General features: G+C 72.8%; 14 protein-coding genes. 8 read left to right on the forward strand and 6 right to left on the reverse strand.

The genetic code is table 11. The features are described from left to right. Window positions 1-55: 55 nt before the first annotated feature. Together AC5RWQ_RS24080 and guaB are read right to left on the reverse strand one after the other, a co-directional pair. Complete coding sequence (locus AC5RWQ_RS24080; RefSeq protein ID WP_334493382.1) at window positions 56-1174, reverse strand: GuaB3 family IMP dehydrogenase-related protein; 1119 nt, start codon at window positions 1172-1174, stop codon at window positions 56-58. A 28-nt stretch (window positions 1175-1202) separates the two neighbouring features. Then, window positions 1203-2765, reverse strand: a complete 1563-nt coding sequence (gene guaB / locus AC5RWQ_RS24085) for an IMP dehydrogenase (protein WP_494284929.1) — start codon at window positions 2763-2765, stop codon at window positions 1203-1205. Window positions 2766-2963: 198 nt separating this feature from the next. Here guaB and AC5RWQ_RS24090 point away from each other — a divergent pair, with 198 nt between their 5' ends. Further along, window positions 2964-3371, forward strand: a complete 408-nt coding sequence (locus AC5RWQ_RS24090) for a DUF5319 domain-containing protein (protein ID WP_494284930.1) — start codon at window positions 2964-2966, stop codon at window positions 3369-3371. A gap of 8 nt (window positions 3372-3379) precedes the next feature. On the opposite strand, the gene AC5RWQ_RS24095 is transcribed toward AC5RWQ_RS24090, so the two are convergent. Further along, complete coding sequence (locus tag AC5RWQ_RS24095; protein WP_494284931.1) at window positions 3380-4195, reverse strand: response regulator transcription factor; 816 nt, start codon at window positions 4193-4195, stop codon at window positions 3380-3382. Between the two features lie 251 nt (window positions 4196-4446). On the opposite strand from AC5RWQ_RS24095, the gene AC5RWQ_RS24100 reads away from it, so the two are divergent. Continuing rightward, complete coding sequence (locus AC5RWQ_RS24100; protein WP_494284932.1) at window positions 4447-4830, forward strand: WhiB family transcriptional regulator; 384 nt, start codon at window positions 4447-4449, stop codon at window positions 4828-4830. A 158-nt stretch (window positions 4831-4988) separates the two neighbouring features. Here AC5RWQ_RS24100 and AC5RWQ_RS24105 read toward each other — a convergent pair whose 3' ends face one another. The 3 genes from AC5RWQ_RS24105 to groES form a co-directional block, all read right to left on the reverse strand. Further along, window positions 4989-6599 carry a molybdopterin-dependent oxidoreductase gene (locus AC5RWQ_RS24105; RefSeq protein WP_494284933.1) on the reverse strand — a complete coding sequence of 537 codons (1611 nt, stop codon included), beginning with the start codon at window positions 6597-6599 and terminating at the stop codon, window positions 4989-4991. Window positions 6600-6723: 124 nt separating this feature from the next. Beyond that, window positions 6724-8364 (reverse strand): chaperonin GroEL, encoded by a 1641-nt coding sequence (gene groL / locus AC5RWQ_RS24110; RefSeq protein ID WP_494284934.1) that lies wholly within the window; start codon window positions 8362-8364, stop codon window positions 6724-6726. A 70-nt stretch (window positions 8365-8434) separates the two neighbouring features. After that, window positions 8435-8749, reverse strand: coding sequence for a co-chaperone GroES (groES, locus tag AC5RWQ_RS24115; RefSeq protein ID WP_084757526.1), 315 nt, complete (start codon window positions 8747-8749; stop codon window positions 8435-8437). Between the two features lie 252 nt (window positions 8750-9001). Here groES and AC5RWQ_RS24120 point away from each other — a divergent pair, with 252 nt between their 5' ends. The 6 genes from AC5RWQ_RS24120 (at window position 9002) to AC5RWQ_RS24145 (ending at window position 15346) form a co-directional block, all read left to right on the forward strand. Next, window positions 9002-10189: a THUMP-like domain-containing protein gene (locus AC5RWQ_RS24120; protein WP_494284935.1), complete on the forward strand. Its 1188-nt coding sequence runs from the start codon at window positions 9002-9004 to the stop codon at window positions 10187-10189. A 28-nt stretch (window positions 10190-10217) separates the two neighbouring features. Next, a complete protein-coding gene (gene ybaK, locus AC5RWQ_RS24125) occupies window positions 10218-10697 on the forward strand; it encodes a Cys-tRNA(Pro) deacylase (RefSeq protein ID WP_494284936.1) in 480 nt (159 codons plus the stop codon). A 233-nt stretch (window positions 10698-10930) separates the two neighbouring features. Continuing rightward, complete coding sequence (locus tag AC5RWQ_RS24130; RefSeq protein ID WP_494284937.1) at window positions 10931-12022, forward strand: sugar ABC transporter substrate-binding protein; 1092 nt, start codon at window positions 10931-10933, stop codon at window positions 12020-12022. A 45-nt stretch (window positions 12023-12067) separates the two neighbouring features. Continuing rightward, window positions 12068-12889, forward strand: coding sequence for an ATP-binding cassette domain-containing protein (locus AC5RWQ_RS24135; RefSeq protein ID WP_494284938.1), 822 nt, complete (start codon window positions 12068-12070; stop codon window positions 12887-12889). Further along, window positions 12886-14145 (forward strand): sugar ABC transporter permease, encoded by a 1260-nt coding sequence (locus AC5RWQ_RS24140; protein ID WP_494284939.1) that lies wholly within the window; start codon window positions 12886-12888, stop codon window positions 14143-14145. The genes AC5RWQ_RS24135 and AC5RWQ_RS24140 overlap by 4 nt, the downstream gene beginning before the upstream one ends. Before the next feature lie 19 nt (window positions 14146-14164). Then, window positions 14165-15346, forward strand: a complete 1182-nt coding sequence (locus AC5RWQ_RS24145; RefSeq protein WP_334494061.1) for an ROK family protein — start codon at window positions 14165-14167, stop codon at window positions 15344-15346. Window positions 15347-15477 lie beyond the last annotated feature (131 nt).

The raw sequence follows: 15477 nt of genomic DNA on the forward strand, positions 1-15477 counted from the left end.
CGACGAAGCCGGCCCACCGTGACGGTGGGCCGGCTTCCGACGTGTGCGCGACCGGTCAGCGGTCGAGGACCAGGCCGACCTTCTGGAACTCCTTGAGGTCGCGGTAACCGCACTTGGCCATCGCCCGGCGCAGCCCGCCGAAGAGGTTGAGCTGGCCGTCCGGCTCGTCGGCCGGGCCGAAGAGGAGCTGCTCCATCGAGCCGATCGGCTCGCCGGCCACCTCGAACGCGCCGCGCGGCAGCGACGGGTGGCTGGCCGCCGAGTGCCACCAGGCGCCACCGGCCGGCGCCTCCTCGCAGAGCGAGAGCGGCTCGCCGAGCATCACCGCGTCGGCGCCGCAGCCGAGCGCCTTGGCGATGTCGCCGGAGGTCTGGATGTCGCCGTCGGCGATCAGGTGCACGTACCGGCCGCCGGTCTCGTCGAGGTAGTCCCGGCGGGCTGCGGCGGCGTCGGCGATCGCGGTGGCCATCGGCACCCGGATGCCGAGCACCGACTCGGTGGTCGACCAGTCGTCGCCGCCGATGCCGACGATGACACCGGCCGCGCCGGTGCGCATCAGGTGCAGCGCCGTCTTGTAGTCGGTGCAGCCGCCCACGACCACCGGCAGGTCGAGGTCGGCGATGAACTCCTTGAGGTTCAGCGGCTCGTCGGTGGTCGAGACGTGCTCGGCCGAGACGATGGTGCCCTGGATGACCAGGATGTCCACGCCCGCGTCGAGGATGACCGGGGCGAGCGCCAGGGTGTGCTGCGGGGAGACCCGGACGGCCACCGTGCCGCCGCCGGCCCGCAGCTCGCGGACCCGCTCGGCGATCAGGTCGGGGCGGATCGGCTCCGCGTAGACCTCCTGGAGCCGCTTGGTGGCCCGGGCGTCCTCACCGAGGCCGGCCAGCTCCTCCAGGATCTTGGTCGGGTTCTCGTACCGGGTCCAGAGGCCCTCGACGTTGAGCACGCCGAGGCCACCGAGCTGGCCGAGCCTCACCGCGGACGCCGGGCTCATGGTGGCGTCCGACGGGTGCCCGACGCAGGGGATGCCGAACGGGTACGCGTCGAGCTGCCAGGCCGTGGAGACGTCGTCGACGTCCCGGGTCCGGCGGCTCGGCACGATGGCGATGTCGTCCAGGTGGTAGCCGCGCTGCGCGGTCTTGCCCAGCCCGATCTCGACCACGTCACGCATGGGGACTCCAGGTGTTCGGGGGTGATGGTCAGCGGGAGTGGTAGTTGGGCGCCTCGACGGTCATCTGGATGTCGTGCGGGTGGCTCTCCTTGAGCCCGGCCGCGGTGATCCGGATGAGCTGGCCCCGGCGGTGCAGCTCGGGGATGCTCTCCGCGCCGACGTATCCCATCGCGGCGCGGAGCCCGCCGATGAGCTGGTGGGCGACCGCGGAGAGCGGCCCCCGGTAGGGCACCTGGCCCTCCACGCCCTCGGGGACCAGCTTGTCCTCGGCGAGCACGTCCTGCTGGAAGTAGCGGTCCTTGCTGTACGACTTGGCCTGGCCGCGGGACTGCATCGCGCCGAGCGAGCCCATCCCCCGGTACGCCTTGTACTGCTTGCCGTTGATGAAGATCAGCTCGCCGGGGCTCTCCTCGCAGCCGGCCAGCAGGCTGCCGAGCATCACCGTGTCGGCGCCGGCCACCAGCGCCTTGGCGATGTCGCCGGAGTACTGGATGCCGCCGTCGCCGATCACCGGCACGCCGGCCGGGCGGGCGGCCCGCGCGGCCTCCATGATCGCGGTGATCTGCGGTACGCCGACCCCGGCCACGATCCGGGTGGTGCAGATCGCGCCCGGACCCACCCCGACCTTGACGCCGTCGGCGCCCGCGTCGACCAGCGCCTTCGCGCCGGCGTAGGTGGCGACGTTGCCGCCCACGATGTCGATCGTGACGTCCTTCTTGAGCTGGCGGACCATGTCCAGCACCGCCCGCTGGTGGCCGTGCGCGGTGTCCACGATCAGCACGTCGACGCCCGCGTCGACCAGGGTCCGGGCCCGCTTGTACGCGTCCTCGCCGACGCCGATGGCGGCGGCGACCCGGAGCCGGCCCGCGTCGTCCTTCGTGGCGTTCGGGTACTGCTCGCTCTTGGTGAAGTCCTTGACGGTGATCAGCCCGCGCAGCCGACCCGAGTCGTCGACGATCGGCAGCTTCTCCACCTTGTGCCGGCGCAGCAGGTCGAGCGCGTCGTCCTTGCTCACCCCGACCGGCGCGGTGATCAGCGGGGTGTGGGTCATGATGTCGCGGACCCGGGTGCTCGGCTCGGATTCGAACCGCATGTCGCGGTTGGTGACGATGCCGACCAGCTGGCCGCCGGCGTCGACCACCGGCACGCCGGAGATGCGGTAGCGGCCGCAGAGCGCGTCGACGTCGCGGAGGGTGTCGTCGGGGCTGGCCGTCACCGGGTTGGTGATCATGCCGGACTCGGAGCGCTTCACCAGGTCGACCTGGAGCGCCTGGTCCTCGAGGGAGAGGTTGCGGTGCAGCACGCCGATGCCGCCCTGGCGGGCCATCGCGATCGCCATCCGCGCCTCGGTGACGGTGTCCATCGCGCTGGAGAGCAGCGGCACGGTCAGCTCGATGTTGCGGGTGAGCTTCGTCCGGGTGTTGACCCGGCTGGGCACCACGTCCGACTCGCCCGGCTGAAGCAGCACGTCGTCGAAGGTCAGCCCGAGCGGGACCACCCGCGCCGAGCCGGCGGGCAACTCCGGCAGGTGACCGCCCAGCTCGCCGGTGTTGACGCCGGCCGGAAGATCGGTGCTGGGCGAATTCTCCACGATGTGCTCTCCTGAGCTGCTCGGACGGGCTCCGGCGCGGCGGCAGGCGCGGGCGCCGGCGCTCGCCGGGATGACGGCGCGTCGCTTCATCGTACCCATTGAGCTGCGCCGCCCCCGGCGGTGCCGCCGCGGGTCGGCAGCGCCACAGGGGCCCGGCGGGGGGACGCGTCGCGCGGGGGTTGGGTCTACGGTGAGAGGGTGCACGAGGAGCCCATCGACCCGTTCAACGGCGACCCCGCCGATCCGGCAGCGGGCCTGCACGATCCGGGCGAGGACGCCCCGCTCGACCCGCTGACCGAGGTCGAGCGCCAGGACGTGCTGGAGGACCTGGCGGACCTGGAGATCTACCAGGCCCTGCTGGCGCCGATCGGGGTGCGTGGGCTGGTCATCGAGTGCGAGGACTGCCGCGAGCCGCACTACTTCGACTGGGATCTGCTCCGCGGCAACCTGCGTCACCTGCTCACCTCCGGGCGCCCGCGGGTGCACGAGCCGGCCTACGACCCGGATCCGGACCACTACGTCACCTGGGACTACGCGCGCGGCTACGCCGACGGGGTGCACGACACGCTCACCGACGCCGCCGAGGACGACGCCACGGAGGACTGATCCCCGGCTCAGGCCACCAGCCCGGCCCGGAAGCCGGCGGCCACCGCGTGCGCCCGGTCCCGGGCGCCCAGCTTGCGGAAGAGCCGGCGGGCGTGCGTCTTGACGGTGTCCTCCGAGACGAACAGCTCCCGCCCGATCTCCGCGTTGCTCTTCCCCTCGGCCATGCCGAGCAGCACCTGTAGTTCCCGCTCGGTCAGCCCGACCGGGGCGCGGCCGTTGCGCGCGCCGGGCGCGGACCGCTGACCGGCGGGGGCGGCCGGCTCGGGCTCGCCGCCGTCCGGCTCCACCTCGTCGTCACCGCGCTGCACGGGTACCACCGACGGCGCACCGCCCGGCCCCTCGGCCGGCCCGGCGGGCCAGGACGGTCCGGCGTTACGGCCGCCGGCGGGCCGGGGTGGCGCACCGACCGCCGCGGTGTCCCGGGCCGGGTCGTTCACCCGGTGCCGGGCCGTCCGGCCGGGCGCGGAGAGCAGCAGCAGGGCCTTGGCCACCGCGCTGGTCAGGTCGTTGTCGGCGCCCTGGATGAGCCCCCGGGCTCCGGCGTTGATGGTCGCGGCCGCCGCCTCGGACTCCTCGGTGCCGAGCAGCAGCACCGCGGCCTGCGGCGCGCGGGCCAGCACCCGGCGGACGAAGCCGGCGCTGTCCGGCCGGGTCAGGGCGGTGTCGGCGAGCACCACGTCCACCGGACGTTCGGCGAGTCGCAGCATCACCTCGGGATCGGAGACGGCTGTCCGCACCACCGCGGCCAGCCCCAGTCGGGCTGCCGCGTTGGTCAACTGCTGCGCGGCGAGCGGTGTCCGAACGCACACGAGAACGGTACGCACTGTGGTCTCCTCTCCGCAGAGAGCAGACCATGGCGACGTCCGCCCGGGAGGAGGTTCCGGGCAATCCTCCGAACTTTTCCGACATCTGGGGCATATGCCGCGAGTTGTCGAGGTTTTCGATCACAGAAGTGTGAGTCCGGGAAAGCCCGGGTACCGAGGGTCCAGGCCGGACACGGTGCGCCCACGCGGACCGCCGACGGACGCCGGTGAAACGAGGATCTCCGCGGTGCCGCGCGGGAGGAGGGGTGCTGATGTCGAACGTACGCAGACTGCCCGGACCCATCGTCGACCTCTGGGACTGGCAGCGCCTCGGCGCCTGCCGGGGTCGCGACAGCGCCCAGTTCTTCCACCCGGACGGCGAGCGCGGCTCGTCCCGGCTGCGCCGGGAGTCCGGCGCCAAGGCCGTCTGCCGGGCCTGCCCGGTACGCGCCGAGTGCGCCGCCCACGCCCTGTCGGTGCGCGAGCCGTACGGCGTCTGGGGTGGCCTCAGCGAGTCCGAGCGGCTCCGGCTGCTCGCCCTGGGCTGGGAGGACCTCGCCGACCGCCGGCAGACCCGGGTCGACATCGCCCGGCTGGAGGCCCGCCTCGGCAGCCCGCACAAGTCGGCCGTGCCGGCCCAGCGCAAGATCGCCTGAACCGACCCGCACAGACCTCGTCGACGCCGCGTCCCCGACCGGGGGCGCGGCGTCGTCGTGTGCGGACGGTGTTCGTGCGCCGCGCAACCGGCGGCAACACACCCCGGCCTGCGCGACGATGGACGTCGGCGACATCCGTGCCCCGGGCGCGTGCCGGGTCAGCGGACGGTCACCTTCACGGTGTGCCAGCCGGTGGCCCCGTCCGGCTCCACCGGCCGGCGCTCGCCGGTCTGGGTCTGCCCGTCGGCGTCCGTCGCCCGCACCTGGAGGGTGTGCTCGCCCGCGGTGGCCGGCCACCGCCAGGACCACTGCACCCAGGTGTCCACCGACACCGTCGGGGCTAGGGTCGCCTTCTGCCAGGGGCCGCCGTCGACGCGTACCTCGACCCGGCTGATCCCCCGGTGCTGCGCCCAGGCCACCCCGGCGACCGGCACCGTCCCGGCGGTCAGCCGGTTGCGCGACCGGGGCGTGTCGATCCGGGACTGGGTCTTCACCGGCCCCTGCGCCGCCCAGCCGCGCGGCACCCAGTACGCGTCGAAGTCGGCGAAGCTGGTCAGCTCCAGCTCGGTGACCCACTTGCAGGCCGACACGTAGCCGTACAGGCCGGGGACCACCATCCGGACCGGGAAGCCGTGCTCCACCGGCAGCGGCTCGCCGTTCATCCCCACCGCCAGCAGCGCGTCCCGGCCGTCCCGCAGCGTCGCGGTGGGGGTGCCGCAGGTCCAGCCGTCGACCGAGCGCCCGACCACCTGGTCCGCGCCCTCCTCCGGCTCGGCCTCGTCGAGCAGCTCCTTGATCGGTACGCCCAGCCAGCGGGCGTTGCCGATCAGGTCGCCGCCCACCTCGTTGGAGACGCAGGCCAGGGTGACGTACCGCTCGACCATCGGGCGGGCCAGCAGGTCGGCGAAGCTCAGCTCGATCGGGTTGCGCACCCGGCCGTGGATGCGCAGCCGCCAGGTCTCCGGGTCCACCTGCGGCACCACCAGCGCGGTGTCGATCCGGTAGAAGCCCGTGTTCGGCGTGGTGTAGGGCGCGAGCTGGGCGAGGGAGAGATCCGCGCCGGCCGGCACCGGCGGAGCGGGGATCGACGGGGTGGGCAGCGCGACCGCCTGCCGCGCCGCCGAGACGCCCCGCCGCCCGGCCAGCCAGTGCCCGCCCAGCCCGGCCACCGTGGCCGCGCCGGCGAGCACGCCCACCCCGCGCAGGAAGCGCCGCCGCGACTCCGGGTCGGTGCTCTCCGGCGGCTCCCACCCGTCCGGCCGGGCCGGCGGCGCGGGCGGAGGATCGGCGGGCGTGTACGACAGCGGGGTGGGCGGGCGCCAGGGCCACGGGTCGACCTGCAACGGGCCGGCCAGGAAGGCCCAGAGCACCAGGCCGCCCAGCGCCGCCCCGACCAGCGACGGGAGCGCGTCGGCGGCGTTCGCGCCGGCACGGGTCAGCGCGGCGGCCGCCCCGAGGACGCCGAAGGCCGCGACGCCGGCCAGCCCGATCCAGAGCCGGCGGACGGCCAGCACCCCGAGCAGCGCGGCGAACCCCGCCAGCAGCAGCGCCGTGCCGACCAGCAGGGCGATCTTGTCGTACGTGCCGAAGACCGCGATGGCGAACTGCTTGAGCGGCCCGGGGACCACGTCGACCACCAGCCCGCCGACCGCGATCAGCGGCGCGGAACGGGGCCCGGTGAGGACGGCCACCGGCTCGGCGACGCCGACCGCCACGGCGGCGGCGGTGATCCCGGCGAGCGCGGCGAGGCGGCGCGGCGTGCTGCTCATCCGCCCAGTCTTGTCGATCAACCGGGCCGATCGCCAACGACGTCAGCGTTCCGTAATCGCCTGGCGAACGCATCAGGGCGCACCGTCACTCGACGGTGCGCCCTGACCTGGCGTACGGCGTGGGTCAGAAACCCGGGCCGTGCTGGTGGCCGTGACCGTGGCCGTGCCCACCGGCGGCGGCCGGCTCGGCCTGCTCCGGCTTCTCCACCACCAGGCTCTCGGTGGTGAGCAGCAGGCCGGCGATCGACGCGGCGTTGGTGACCGCGTTACGGGTCACCTTCACCGGGTCGATGATGCCGGACTTGACCAGGTCCACGTACTCGCCGCGGGCGGCGTCGAGGCCGTTGCCCCACTCCTTGCCGGCGACCTTCTGCACCACCACGTAACCGTCGTGGCCGGCGTTCTGGGCGATCCAGCGCAGCGGCTCGACCAGCGCCTTGCGGACGATCGAGACACCGGTCTTCTCGTCGCCGGTCAGGCCCAGGTCGTCGTCGAGCGCCGGCAGGATCTGGACCAGCGCGGCGCCACCACCGGGCACCGTGCCCTCCTCGACGGCGGCCTTGGTGGCGGCGATCGCGTCCTCGATGCGGTGCTTGCGCTCCTTCATCTCGACCTCGGTCGCCGCGCCCACCTTGATGACCGCGATGCCGCCGGAGAGCTTCGCCAGCCGCTCGGCCAGCTTCTCCCGGTCCCACTCGGAGTCCGAGGCCTCGATCTCCTTGCGGATCTGCGCGACCCGGTCGGCGACCTCGGAGGACTGGCCGCCACCGTCGACGACGGTGGTGTTCTCCTTGTCGACCACGACGCGCCGGGCGGTGCCGAGCACCTCCAGGCCGACCTGGTCGAGCTTGTAGCCCAGCTCCGGGGCGACCAGCTCGGCGCCGGTCAGGATCGCCATGTCCTGCAGCATCGCCTTGCGCCGGTCGCCGAAGCCAGGGGCCTTGACCGCGCAGACCTTCAGGGTCTTGCGGATCGAGTTGACCACCAGGGTCGACAGCGCCTGGCCGTCGACGTCCTCGGCGATGATCAGCAGCGGCTTGCTGTTCTGGAGGACCTTCTCCAGCAGCGGCAGCAGCTCCTCGATCGCCGAGATCTTCTGCGTGGTGATCAGGATGTACGGGTCCTCCAGGACCGACTCCTGCGACTCCACGTCGGTGACGAAGTTCGGCGAGATGAAGCCCTTGTCGAACTGGAGACCCTCGGTCACCTCCAGCTCGGTGGTGAGCGCGGACCCCTCCTCGACGGTGATGACACCGTCGCGGCCGACCCGCTCCATCGCCTCGGCGATCAGCTCGCCGATCGTGGCGTCCTGCGCGGAGATCGTCGCGACGTGCGCGACGGACTCCTTGTCGGAGACCGCGACGGCCCGGTCGAGCAGCGCCTCGGAGACCTTGGCGGCCGCCGCGTCGATGCCCCGCTTGAGACCGGACGGGCTCGCCCCGGCGGTCACGTTGCGCAGGCCCTCGCGGACCATCGCCTGGGCCAGCACGGTCGCGGTGGTGGTCCCGTCGCCGGCGACGTCGTTGGTCTTGGTCGCCACCTCCTTGACCAGCTGCGCGCCGAGGTTCTCGTACGGGTTGGTGAGCTCGATCTCCTTGGCGATGGTCACGCCATCGTTGGTGATCGTGGGCGCACCGAATTTCTTGTCCAGGACGACGTTGCGCCCGCGCGGGCCGAGGGTGACCTTGACCGTGTCCGCGAGGGCGTTGACACCGTGCTCCAGCAGGTGCCGGGCGTCGTCCGAGAAGCTCAGGATCTTCGCCATGAATGTCCCTTCGAAGCGACGTTGCCCCGGCCCGGCGAGCCGGACCGGGGCAACGACACTGATCGGTTGCTTACTTCTCGATGACCGCGAGGACGTCGCGGGCGGAGAGCACCAGGTACTCCTCGCCGGCGTACTTGACCTCGGTGCCGCCGTACTTCGAGTAGAGAACGGTGTCGCCGACCTTGACGTCGAGCGGCACGCGGTTGCCGTTGTCGTCGATCCGGCCCGGGCCGACAGCGAGGACGGTGCCCTCCTGCGGCTTCTCCTTGGCGGTGTCGGGGATCACGATGCCCGACGCCGTGGTGGTCTCAGCCTCGTTCGCCTGGACCACGATCCGGTCCTCGAGCGGCTTGATCGCAACCTTGGTCGCGGTAGTCACGGGCATACCCTCCCGGGGTACTGGTTTCGTTACCGGTCGACCGGAGCCGACCAGCGTCAATCTGCCACATGCCACCGGGCGGGGCCGTCGTCGCGGGTGCCGGTCCGCCTGGCGTTCAGCGCCCGTGCCGAGTGACCCGGGAGCTGGCACCCTCAGGGTGAGAGTGCTAATCGCAGGTTATTCCTCGGCTAGCACTCCGTCAAGGAGAGTGCCAGCCCGCCGCCCGGCGCGTCGCGCCCGCCGGGGAGAATGGCGGGCGTGGAACCCGACCAGCTGGCCGCGCTGCGTACCCCCGAGGGGTCGGCCGCGCTCGCCGCGGCGACCGGGCTGGCCGGCGGCGACCCGCTGACCTCGGCCGCCGCGCTGCGGTCGGCCGGGGTGCCGGCCGGGCTGGCCGCCGCCGCCCTCACCCAGGCCGAGCTGCGCCGCCGGGCGGCCGGCAAGTTCGGGCCGGCGGCGGCCGGGATGTTCCTCACCCGCGCCGGGCTGGAGCAGGCCACCCGCCGGGTCGTCGCCGACCGGCGCGCCGGCCGGTTGCGCGCCGCCGGGGTGCGCACCCTCGCCGACCTGGGTTGCGGCCTCGGCGCGGACGCGCTCGCCGCGGCCCGCGCCGGCATCCGGGTGTACGGCGTGGAGGCCGACCCGCTGACCGCCGCGATGGCCGCCGCGAACGCCGAGGCGGCGGGGCTGGCCGAGCTGTTCACGGTGGAGTGCGGCGACGCCACGGCGTTCGACGTGACCCGGGTCGACGGCGTCTTCTGCGACCCGGCCCGCCGCAGGGCCGGCACCGGACGGCGGATCTTCGACCCGAACGCCTACTCCCCGCCCTGGGACTTCGTCACCGGCCTGGCCGAGCGGGTGCCGTACACCGTGGTGAAGGTGGCCCCGGGTATCGACCACGCGCTGGTCCCGGCGGGCGCCGAGGCGGAGTGGGTCAGCGCGGACGGCGACCTGGTCGAGGCGGCCCTGTGGTGCGGCCGGCTGGCCGAGGTCCCCCGCCGGGCGACCGTGCTGCGCGGCGAGGCCGAACACGTGCTGACCGGCGTGGGCGCGGCCGAGGCGGCCGTCGGCCCGGTCCGGCGCTACCTGTACGACCCGGACGGCGCGGTGGTACGCGCGCACCTGGTCGCCGAGCTGGCCGACACGCTCGACGCGACGCTGGCCGACCCGAGCATCGCCTACCTGTACGCGGACACCCCGACCGGCACCCCGTTCGCCCGCTGTCTGGAGGTGACCGACACGCTGCCGTTCTCGCTGAAGCGGCTGCGCGCGCTGCTGCGGGAGCGCCGGGTCGGCCGGGTGGAGATCCTCAAGCGCGGCTCGGCGCTGGAGCCGGAGAAGCTGCGCCGGGACCTGCGGCTGGCCGGCGACGCGGCGGCGAGCCTGGTGCTGACCCGGGTCGCCGGAGCGCCGACGGTGCTCCTCTGCCGGCCCGTCGCGACCTGAGCCCACCGGGCGGGTTAGCGTGACCGGCATGGCGGGACAGGGCACTCCGGCGACGGCGCTGCTGACGAAGCGGAAGATCCGGCACCGCACCCACCCGTACGACGTCTCCCCCGACGCGCCGAACTACGGCGCGCTGGTCGCCGAGGCGCTCGGGGTGCCGCCGGAGCGGGTCTTCAAGTCGCTGGTCACCGAGGTCGACGGCGGGTTGACGATGGCGGTCGTCCCGGTCACCGGCGAGCTGGACCTCAAGGCGCTGGCGGCGGCGCTGGGCGGCAAGCGGGCCGCCCTGGCCGACCGGGCGGCCGCCGAACGGGCCACCGGTTACGTCCGGGGTGGGATCAGCCCGCTCGGCCAGCGCAAGCGGCTGCCCACGGTGCTGGACTCGTCGGCGCTGGCGTACGAGAGCGTCTACGTCTCGGCCGGCCGTCGGGGCCTCCAGGTGGAACTGGCCCCGGCCGATCTGATCGCGCTGACCGACGCCACCACCGCGCCGCTCGCCGCCCACTGAGAATTCGCCGAGCGGGTGCGGCGGAATGCCGTACCGGCGACAATTTCGGCCGCCATTGTCCGGCGATTTCGCCGGACTTCCCCGCGTTACGGGATTGTTACCGCAGTCCCCCTAAGTTGGAACCCCCGAGTCTTGCGGCGACGACGGGACCCGCCATACGTTGCCGCTCACAACAAACGCGCGCGACCTCCCCCACCACCACCCCCCACCACCCCCGGAAAGGACCCGTGTAGATGCGCAAGGGCCTCCTCACCTTCGCCGCGGTCGGGCTGCTGGCCTCCAGCGCGACCGGCTGCGCCGACCAGTCGACCGGCGCCCAGGCCGGTAACGGCAAGAAGGCGAAGATCGGTGTGATCCTGCCCGACAGCAAGTCCTCCGCCCGCTGGGAGGGCGCGGACCGCAAGTTCCTCAAGCAGGCATTCGACGCCGCCGGGGTGGCCTCCGACATCCAGAACGCGCAGGGCGACAAGTCGCAGTTCTCCAACATCGCCGAACAGATGATCACGAATGGCGCCACCGTTTTGATGATCGTCAATCTCGACTCGGGTACCGGCAAGGCGGTGCTGGAGAAGGCGCGGTCCCAGGGAGTCGCCACCATCGACTACGACCGGCTCACCCTCAGCGGCTCCGCCGAGTACTACGTCAGCTTCGACAACGAGGCCGTCGGAAAGCTCCAGGGCGAGGGCCTGAGCAAGTGCCTGGCCGAGAAGGGCGCCACCAAGCCGGTCGTGGCCTACCTCAACGGCTCGCCGACCGACAACAACGCCACCCTGTTCAAGAACGGCTACGACTCGGTGCTCAAGCCCAAGTTCGACGCCGGGGAGTACCGCAGGGGCCCGGCCCAGTCGGTCCCGGACTGGGACAACGCCCAGGCCGGAGTCATCTTCGAGCAGATGCTCACCAAGACCGCCGGCCGGATCGACGGCGTCCTCGCGGCCAACGACGGCCTGGGCAACGCGGCCATCTCCGTGCTGAAGAAGAACAAGCTCAACGGCAAGATCCCGGTGACCGGCCAGGACGCCACCCCGCAGGGTCTGCGGAACATCCTCGCCGGGGACCAGTGCATGACCGTCTACAAGGCGATCAAGGAGGAGGCGAAGGCCGCCTCCGACCTGGCCATCGCGCTGGCCAACGGCGAGCGCCGGGAGACCGGCCAGACCGTCCGGGACCCGGAGAGCGGCCGCGACGTGGACGCCATCCTGCTCACCCCCCGGGCCATCTACAAGGCCGACGTCGCCCAGGTCATCGCCGACGGCTACGTCACCAGGGACGAGGTCTGCGGCGGGGAGTACGCCAGGCTCTGCGCCGACGCCGGCATCCGCTGACCCGTACCCGCCCCACCCGCTCGGCGACACCAGAAGGAGAACCCAGTGCCCGCGACCCCCCTGCTGGAACTACGCGGGATCGACAAGAGCTTCGGTCCCGTCCAGGTCCTGCGCGACGTCGCCCTCTCCGTCCACCCCGGCGAGGTGACCGCGCTGGTGGGCGACAACGGCGCCGGCAAGTCCACCCTGGTCAAGTGCATCAGCGGTATCCACCCCACCGACGCCGGCGAGTTCCTCTTCGAGGGCCGCCCGGTCAACATCAACAGCCCCCGGGACGCCGCCGGCCTTGGCATCGAGGTGGTCTACCAGGACCTCGCCCTCTGCGACAACCTCGACATCGTGCAGAACATGTTCCTCGGGCGGGAGAAGCGCAGCGGCATCGTGCTCGACGAACCCACCATGGAGCAGATGGCCACCGAGACCCTCGCCGGGCTCGGCGTCCGTACCGTCACCCTGCGCCAGCACGTCTCCAGCCTCTCCGGCGGCCAGCGCCAGACCGTCGCCATCGCCAAGGCGGTGCTCTGGAACAGCCGGCTGGTCATCCTCGACGAGCCCACCGCGGCGCTCGGCCTCGCGCAGACCGCCCAGGTCCTCGAACTCGTCCGCCGGCTGGCCGACAACGGCCTGGCCGTGGTGCTCATCTCGCACAACATGAACGACGTCTTCGCCATCTCGGACCGGATCGCCGCGCTCTACCTCGGCCAGCTGGTCGCCCAGGTGAGGACCACCGACATCACCCACTCGCAGGTGGTCGAGCTGATCACCGCCGGCCGCTCCGGCGACCTCGGCCTCCGGGCCGAGGCCGCCGGGAACGACCCGGGCGACGGCGGCGAGCTGGCCGACTCGATCCGAGGAGCACTCCGATGACCACCACCATCGTGCGCCGGCCGGCCGCGCCGGCCGGCACCCCGGCCCCGACCGTCGGCGACCACGTCCGCAACTACGTCGCCCGGGTACGCGGCGGCGACCTCGGCTCCCTGCCCGCCGTGATCGGCCTCAGCGCGCTCTGCGTGACCTTCGCGATCGTCCGGCCGGTCTTCCTCTCCGCGGCCAACTTCGCCAACCTGTTCACCCAGGGCGCCGCGGTCACCGTGATCGCGATGGGTCTGATCTTCGTGCTGCTGATCGGCGAGATCGACCTCTCCGCCGGTTTCGCCAGCGGCGTCTGCGCCGCCATCCTGGCCAACGTGCTCAGCGTGCTCGGCTACCCCTGGTACGTGGCGGTCCTCGCCGCACTCGCCACCGGGGCGCTGATCGGGCTCACCATCGGCTTCCTGGTGGCCAAGGTCGGCATTCCGTCCTTCGTGGTCACCCTGGCCGGCTTCCTCGCCTTCCAGGGGGCCGTGCTGCTGCTGATGAAGGAGGGGACCAACATCTCGATCAGCGACCAGGTGATCATCGCGATCGAGAACAACTACGTGCCGCCCACCGTCGGGTGGCTGCTGGCCGCCGTCGCAGTCGGCGGGTACGGCACCGTGCAGTTCCTCAGCCACCGCAACCGGGCCACCCGCGGCCTGGTCACCGACCCGATCGCCGTGGTCGCCGCCCGGGTCGCCGGGCTGGCCCTGCTGCTCGGCTCCGCCGTCTACGTGCTCAACCAGGAGCGCAGCATCAACACGCTGATCAGCTCCACCAAGGGGATGCCGGTCGTCGTGCCGCTCATCGGGGTGCTGCTGGTCTTCTGGACCTTCGTGCTCAACCGCACCGCGTACGGCCGGCACCTCTACGCGGTGGGCGGCAACGCCGAGGCTGCCCGCCGCGCCGGGATCAACGTGGACCGGTTGAAGATCTCCGCCTTCGTGATCTGCTCCGGCATGGCGGCCGTCGGCGGCATCATCGCCGCCAGCAAGGACCGGTCGGTCGACCCGAACACCGGCGGCAGCAACGTCCTGCTCTACGCGGTCGGCGCCGCCGTCATCGGCGGCACCAGCCTCTTCGGCGGCAAGGGACGGATGATCCACGCGGTGCTGGGCGGCGCGGTGGTGGCTGTCATCATCAATGGCATGGGCCTGCTGGACCTCAGCTCCGGACTCAAGTACACCTTCACCGGCCTCGTGCTGCTGTCGGCCGCGGGCATCGACGCGCTGTCGCGTCGTCGCTCCGCCGCCACCGGCACGCGTTGACCACGGGGTGCCAGCAGTGATGCGGGCGGGACCGAGCCAGGAGGAGATCCGGCGGCAGAACCTCGGTGCGTTGCTGCGGTACGTGCACGTCCACGGGGCCACCTCCCGCGCGGAACTCACCACCACGCTCGGGCTGAACCGCAGCACCATCGGCGCGCTCACCGCCGACCTGGCCGGCGTCGGCCTGGTCAGCGAGGGGACGCCGAAGGAGACCGGCCGGGCCGGCCGACCGTCGCTGGTCGTCCACCCCGAGTCGGAGCGGGTCTACGCGTACGCGTACTCCATCGAGGTGGACCGGCTGCGGGCCGCGCGGGTCGGTCTCGGCGGTGCGGTGCTCGACCGCCGGGACCTGGAACGACCGCGCGGCCTGGACGCCGGGGAGACCGCGCCGCTGCTCGCCGGCGCGCTCAAGGAGATGCACCAGAGCGTCCCGGCCGGGGCGCTCTGCGTCGGCGCCGGCGTGGCGGTCTGCGGCATGGTCCGCAAGGCCGACGGGCTGGTCCGGCTCGGCCCGACCACCGGCTGGGTGGACGAGCCGATCGGCGCGGCGCTCGCCGCCGAACTCGGCCTCGACGTGCCCGTCACGGTCGGCAACGTGGCCGACGTGGCGGCCTTCGCCGAGCACGCCCGGGGCGTCGCCGCCGGCTGCGACAACGTCATCTACCTGTACGGGGACGTCGGCGTCGGCGCCGGCATCATCGCCGGCGGACGCCGGCTGACCGGGCACGGCGGGTACGGCGGCGAGGTCGGGCACATGGTCGTCGTCCGCGACGGGACCCGCTGCGAGTGCGGCTCCCGGGGCTGCTGGGAGACCGAGATCGGCGAGCACGGCCTGCTCCGGGCCGCCGGCCGCTCCGATGCCCGCGGTCGGGACGCGCTGCTGGCCCTCTTCGACGCGGCCGACCGCGGCGACGCCCGGGCCCAGCGGGCGGTACGCCAGGCCGGCGACTGGCTCGGCTTCGGCGTGGCCAACCTGGTCAACATCTTCAACCCGGAGCTGGTCATCTTCGGCGGCACCATGCGCGACCTCTACCTGGCCTCCGCCGCGCAGGTGCGCAGCCGGCTCAACTCGATGGGGCTGCCCGCCTGCCTGGAGCACGTCCGGCTGCGCACCCCCAAGCTCGGCACGGACGCGCCGCTGGTCGGCGCGGCCGAACTGGCCTTCGAACGGCTCCTCGCCGATCCCCTCGACGTGGGCTGAGGCGCCGACTGAACTGATCGGGTCGGTAATCCGTACCAGTGGACGGACGGGCAGCCGGTGGGTGCGCTGCCCGGCGACCCGCGTACGGCCCGGACCGAGGAGGCAACGCAGCATGGCAGCGCTGGAATTCG

It is taken from the genome of Micromonospora sp. BS32, assembly GCF_059089345.1.

Bases quoted from the DNA above. Each gene is read 5' to 3' on its own strand.
- AC5RWQ_RS24130 (WP_494284937.1), top strand. From the start codon at position 10,931: ATGCGCAAGGGCCTCCTCACCTTCGCCGCGGTCGGGCTGCTGGCCTCC.
- AC5RWQ_RS24100 (WP_494284932.1), top strand. From the start codon at position 4,447: ATGTCGAACGTACGCAGACTGCCCGGACCCATCGTCGACCTCTGGGAC.
- AC5RWQ_RS24080 (WP_334493382.1), bottom strand. From the start codon at position 1,174: ATGCGTGACGTGGTCGAGATCGGGCTGGGCAAGACCGCGCAGCGCGGC.
- groL (WP_494284934.1), bottom strand. From the start codon at position 8,364: ATGGCGAAGATCCTGAGCTTCTCGGACGACGCCCGGCACCTGCTGGAG.
- AC5RWQ_RS24140 (WP_494284939.1), top strand. From the start codon at position 12,886: ATGACCACCACCATCGTGCGCCGGCCGGCCGCGCCGGCCGGCACCCCG.
- groES (WP_084757526.1), bottom strand. From the start codon at position 8,749: ATGCCCGTGACTACCGCGACCAAGGTTGCGATCAAGCCGCTCGAGGAC.
- ybaK (WP_494284936.1), top strand. From the start codon at position 10,218: ATGGCGGGACAGGGCACTCCGGCGACGGCGCTGCTGACGAAGCGGAAG.
- AC5RWQ_RS24105 (WP_494284933.1), bottom strand. From the start codon at position 6,599: ATGAGCAGCACGCCGCGCCGCCTCGCCGCGCTCGCCGGGATCACCGCC.
- AC5RWQ_RS24145 (WP_334494061.1), top strand. From the start codon at position 14,165: ATGCGGGCGGGACCGAGCCAGGAGGAGATCCGGCGGCAGAACCTCGGT.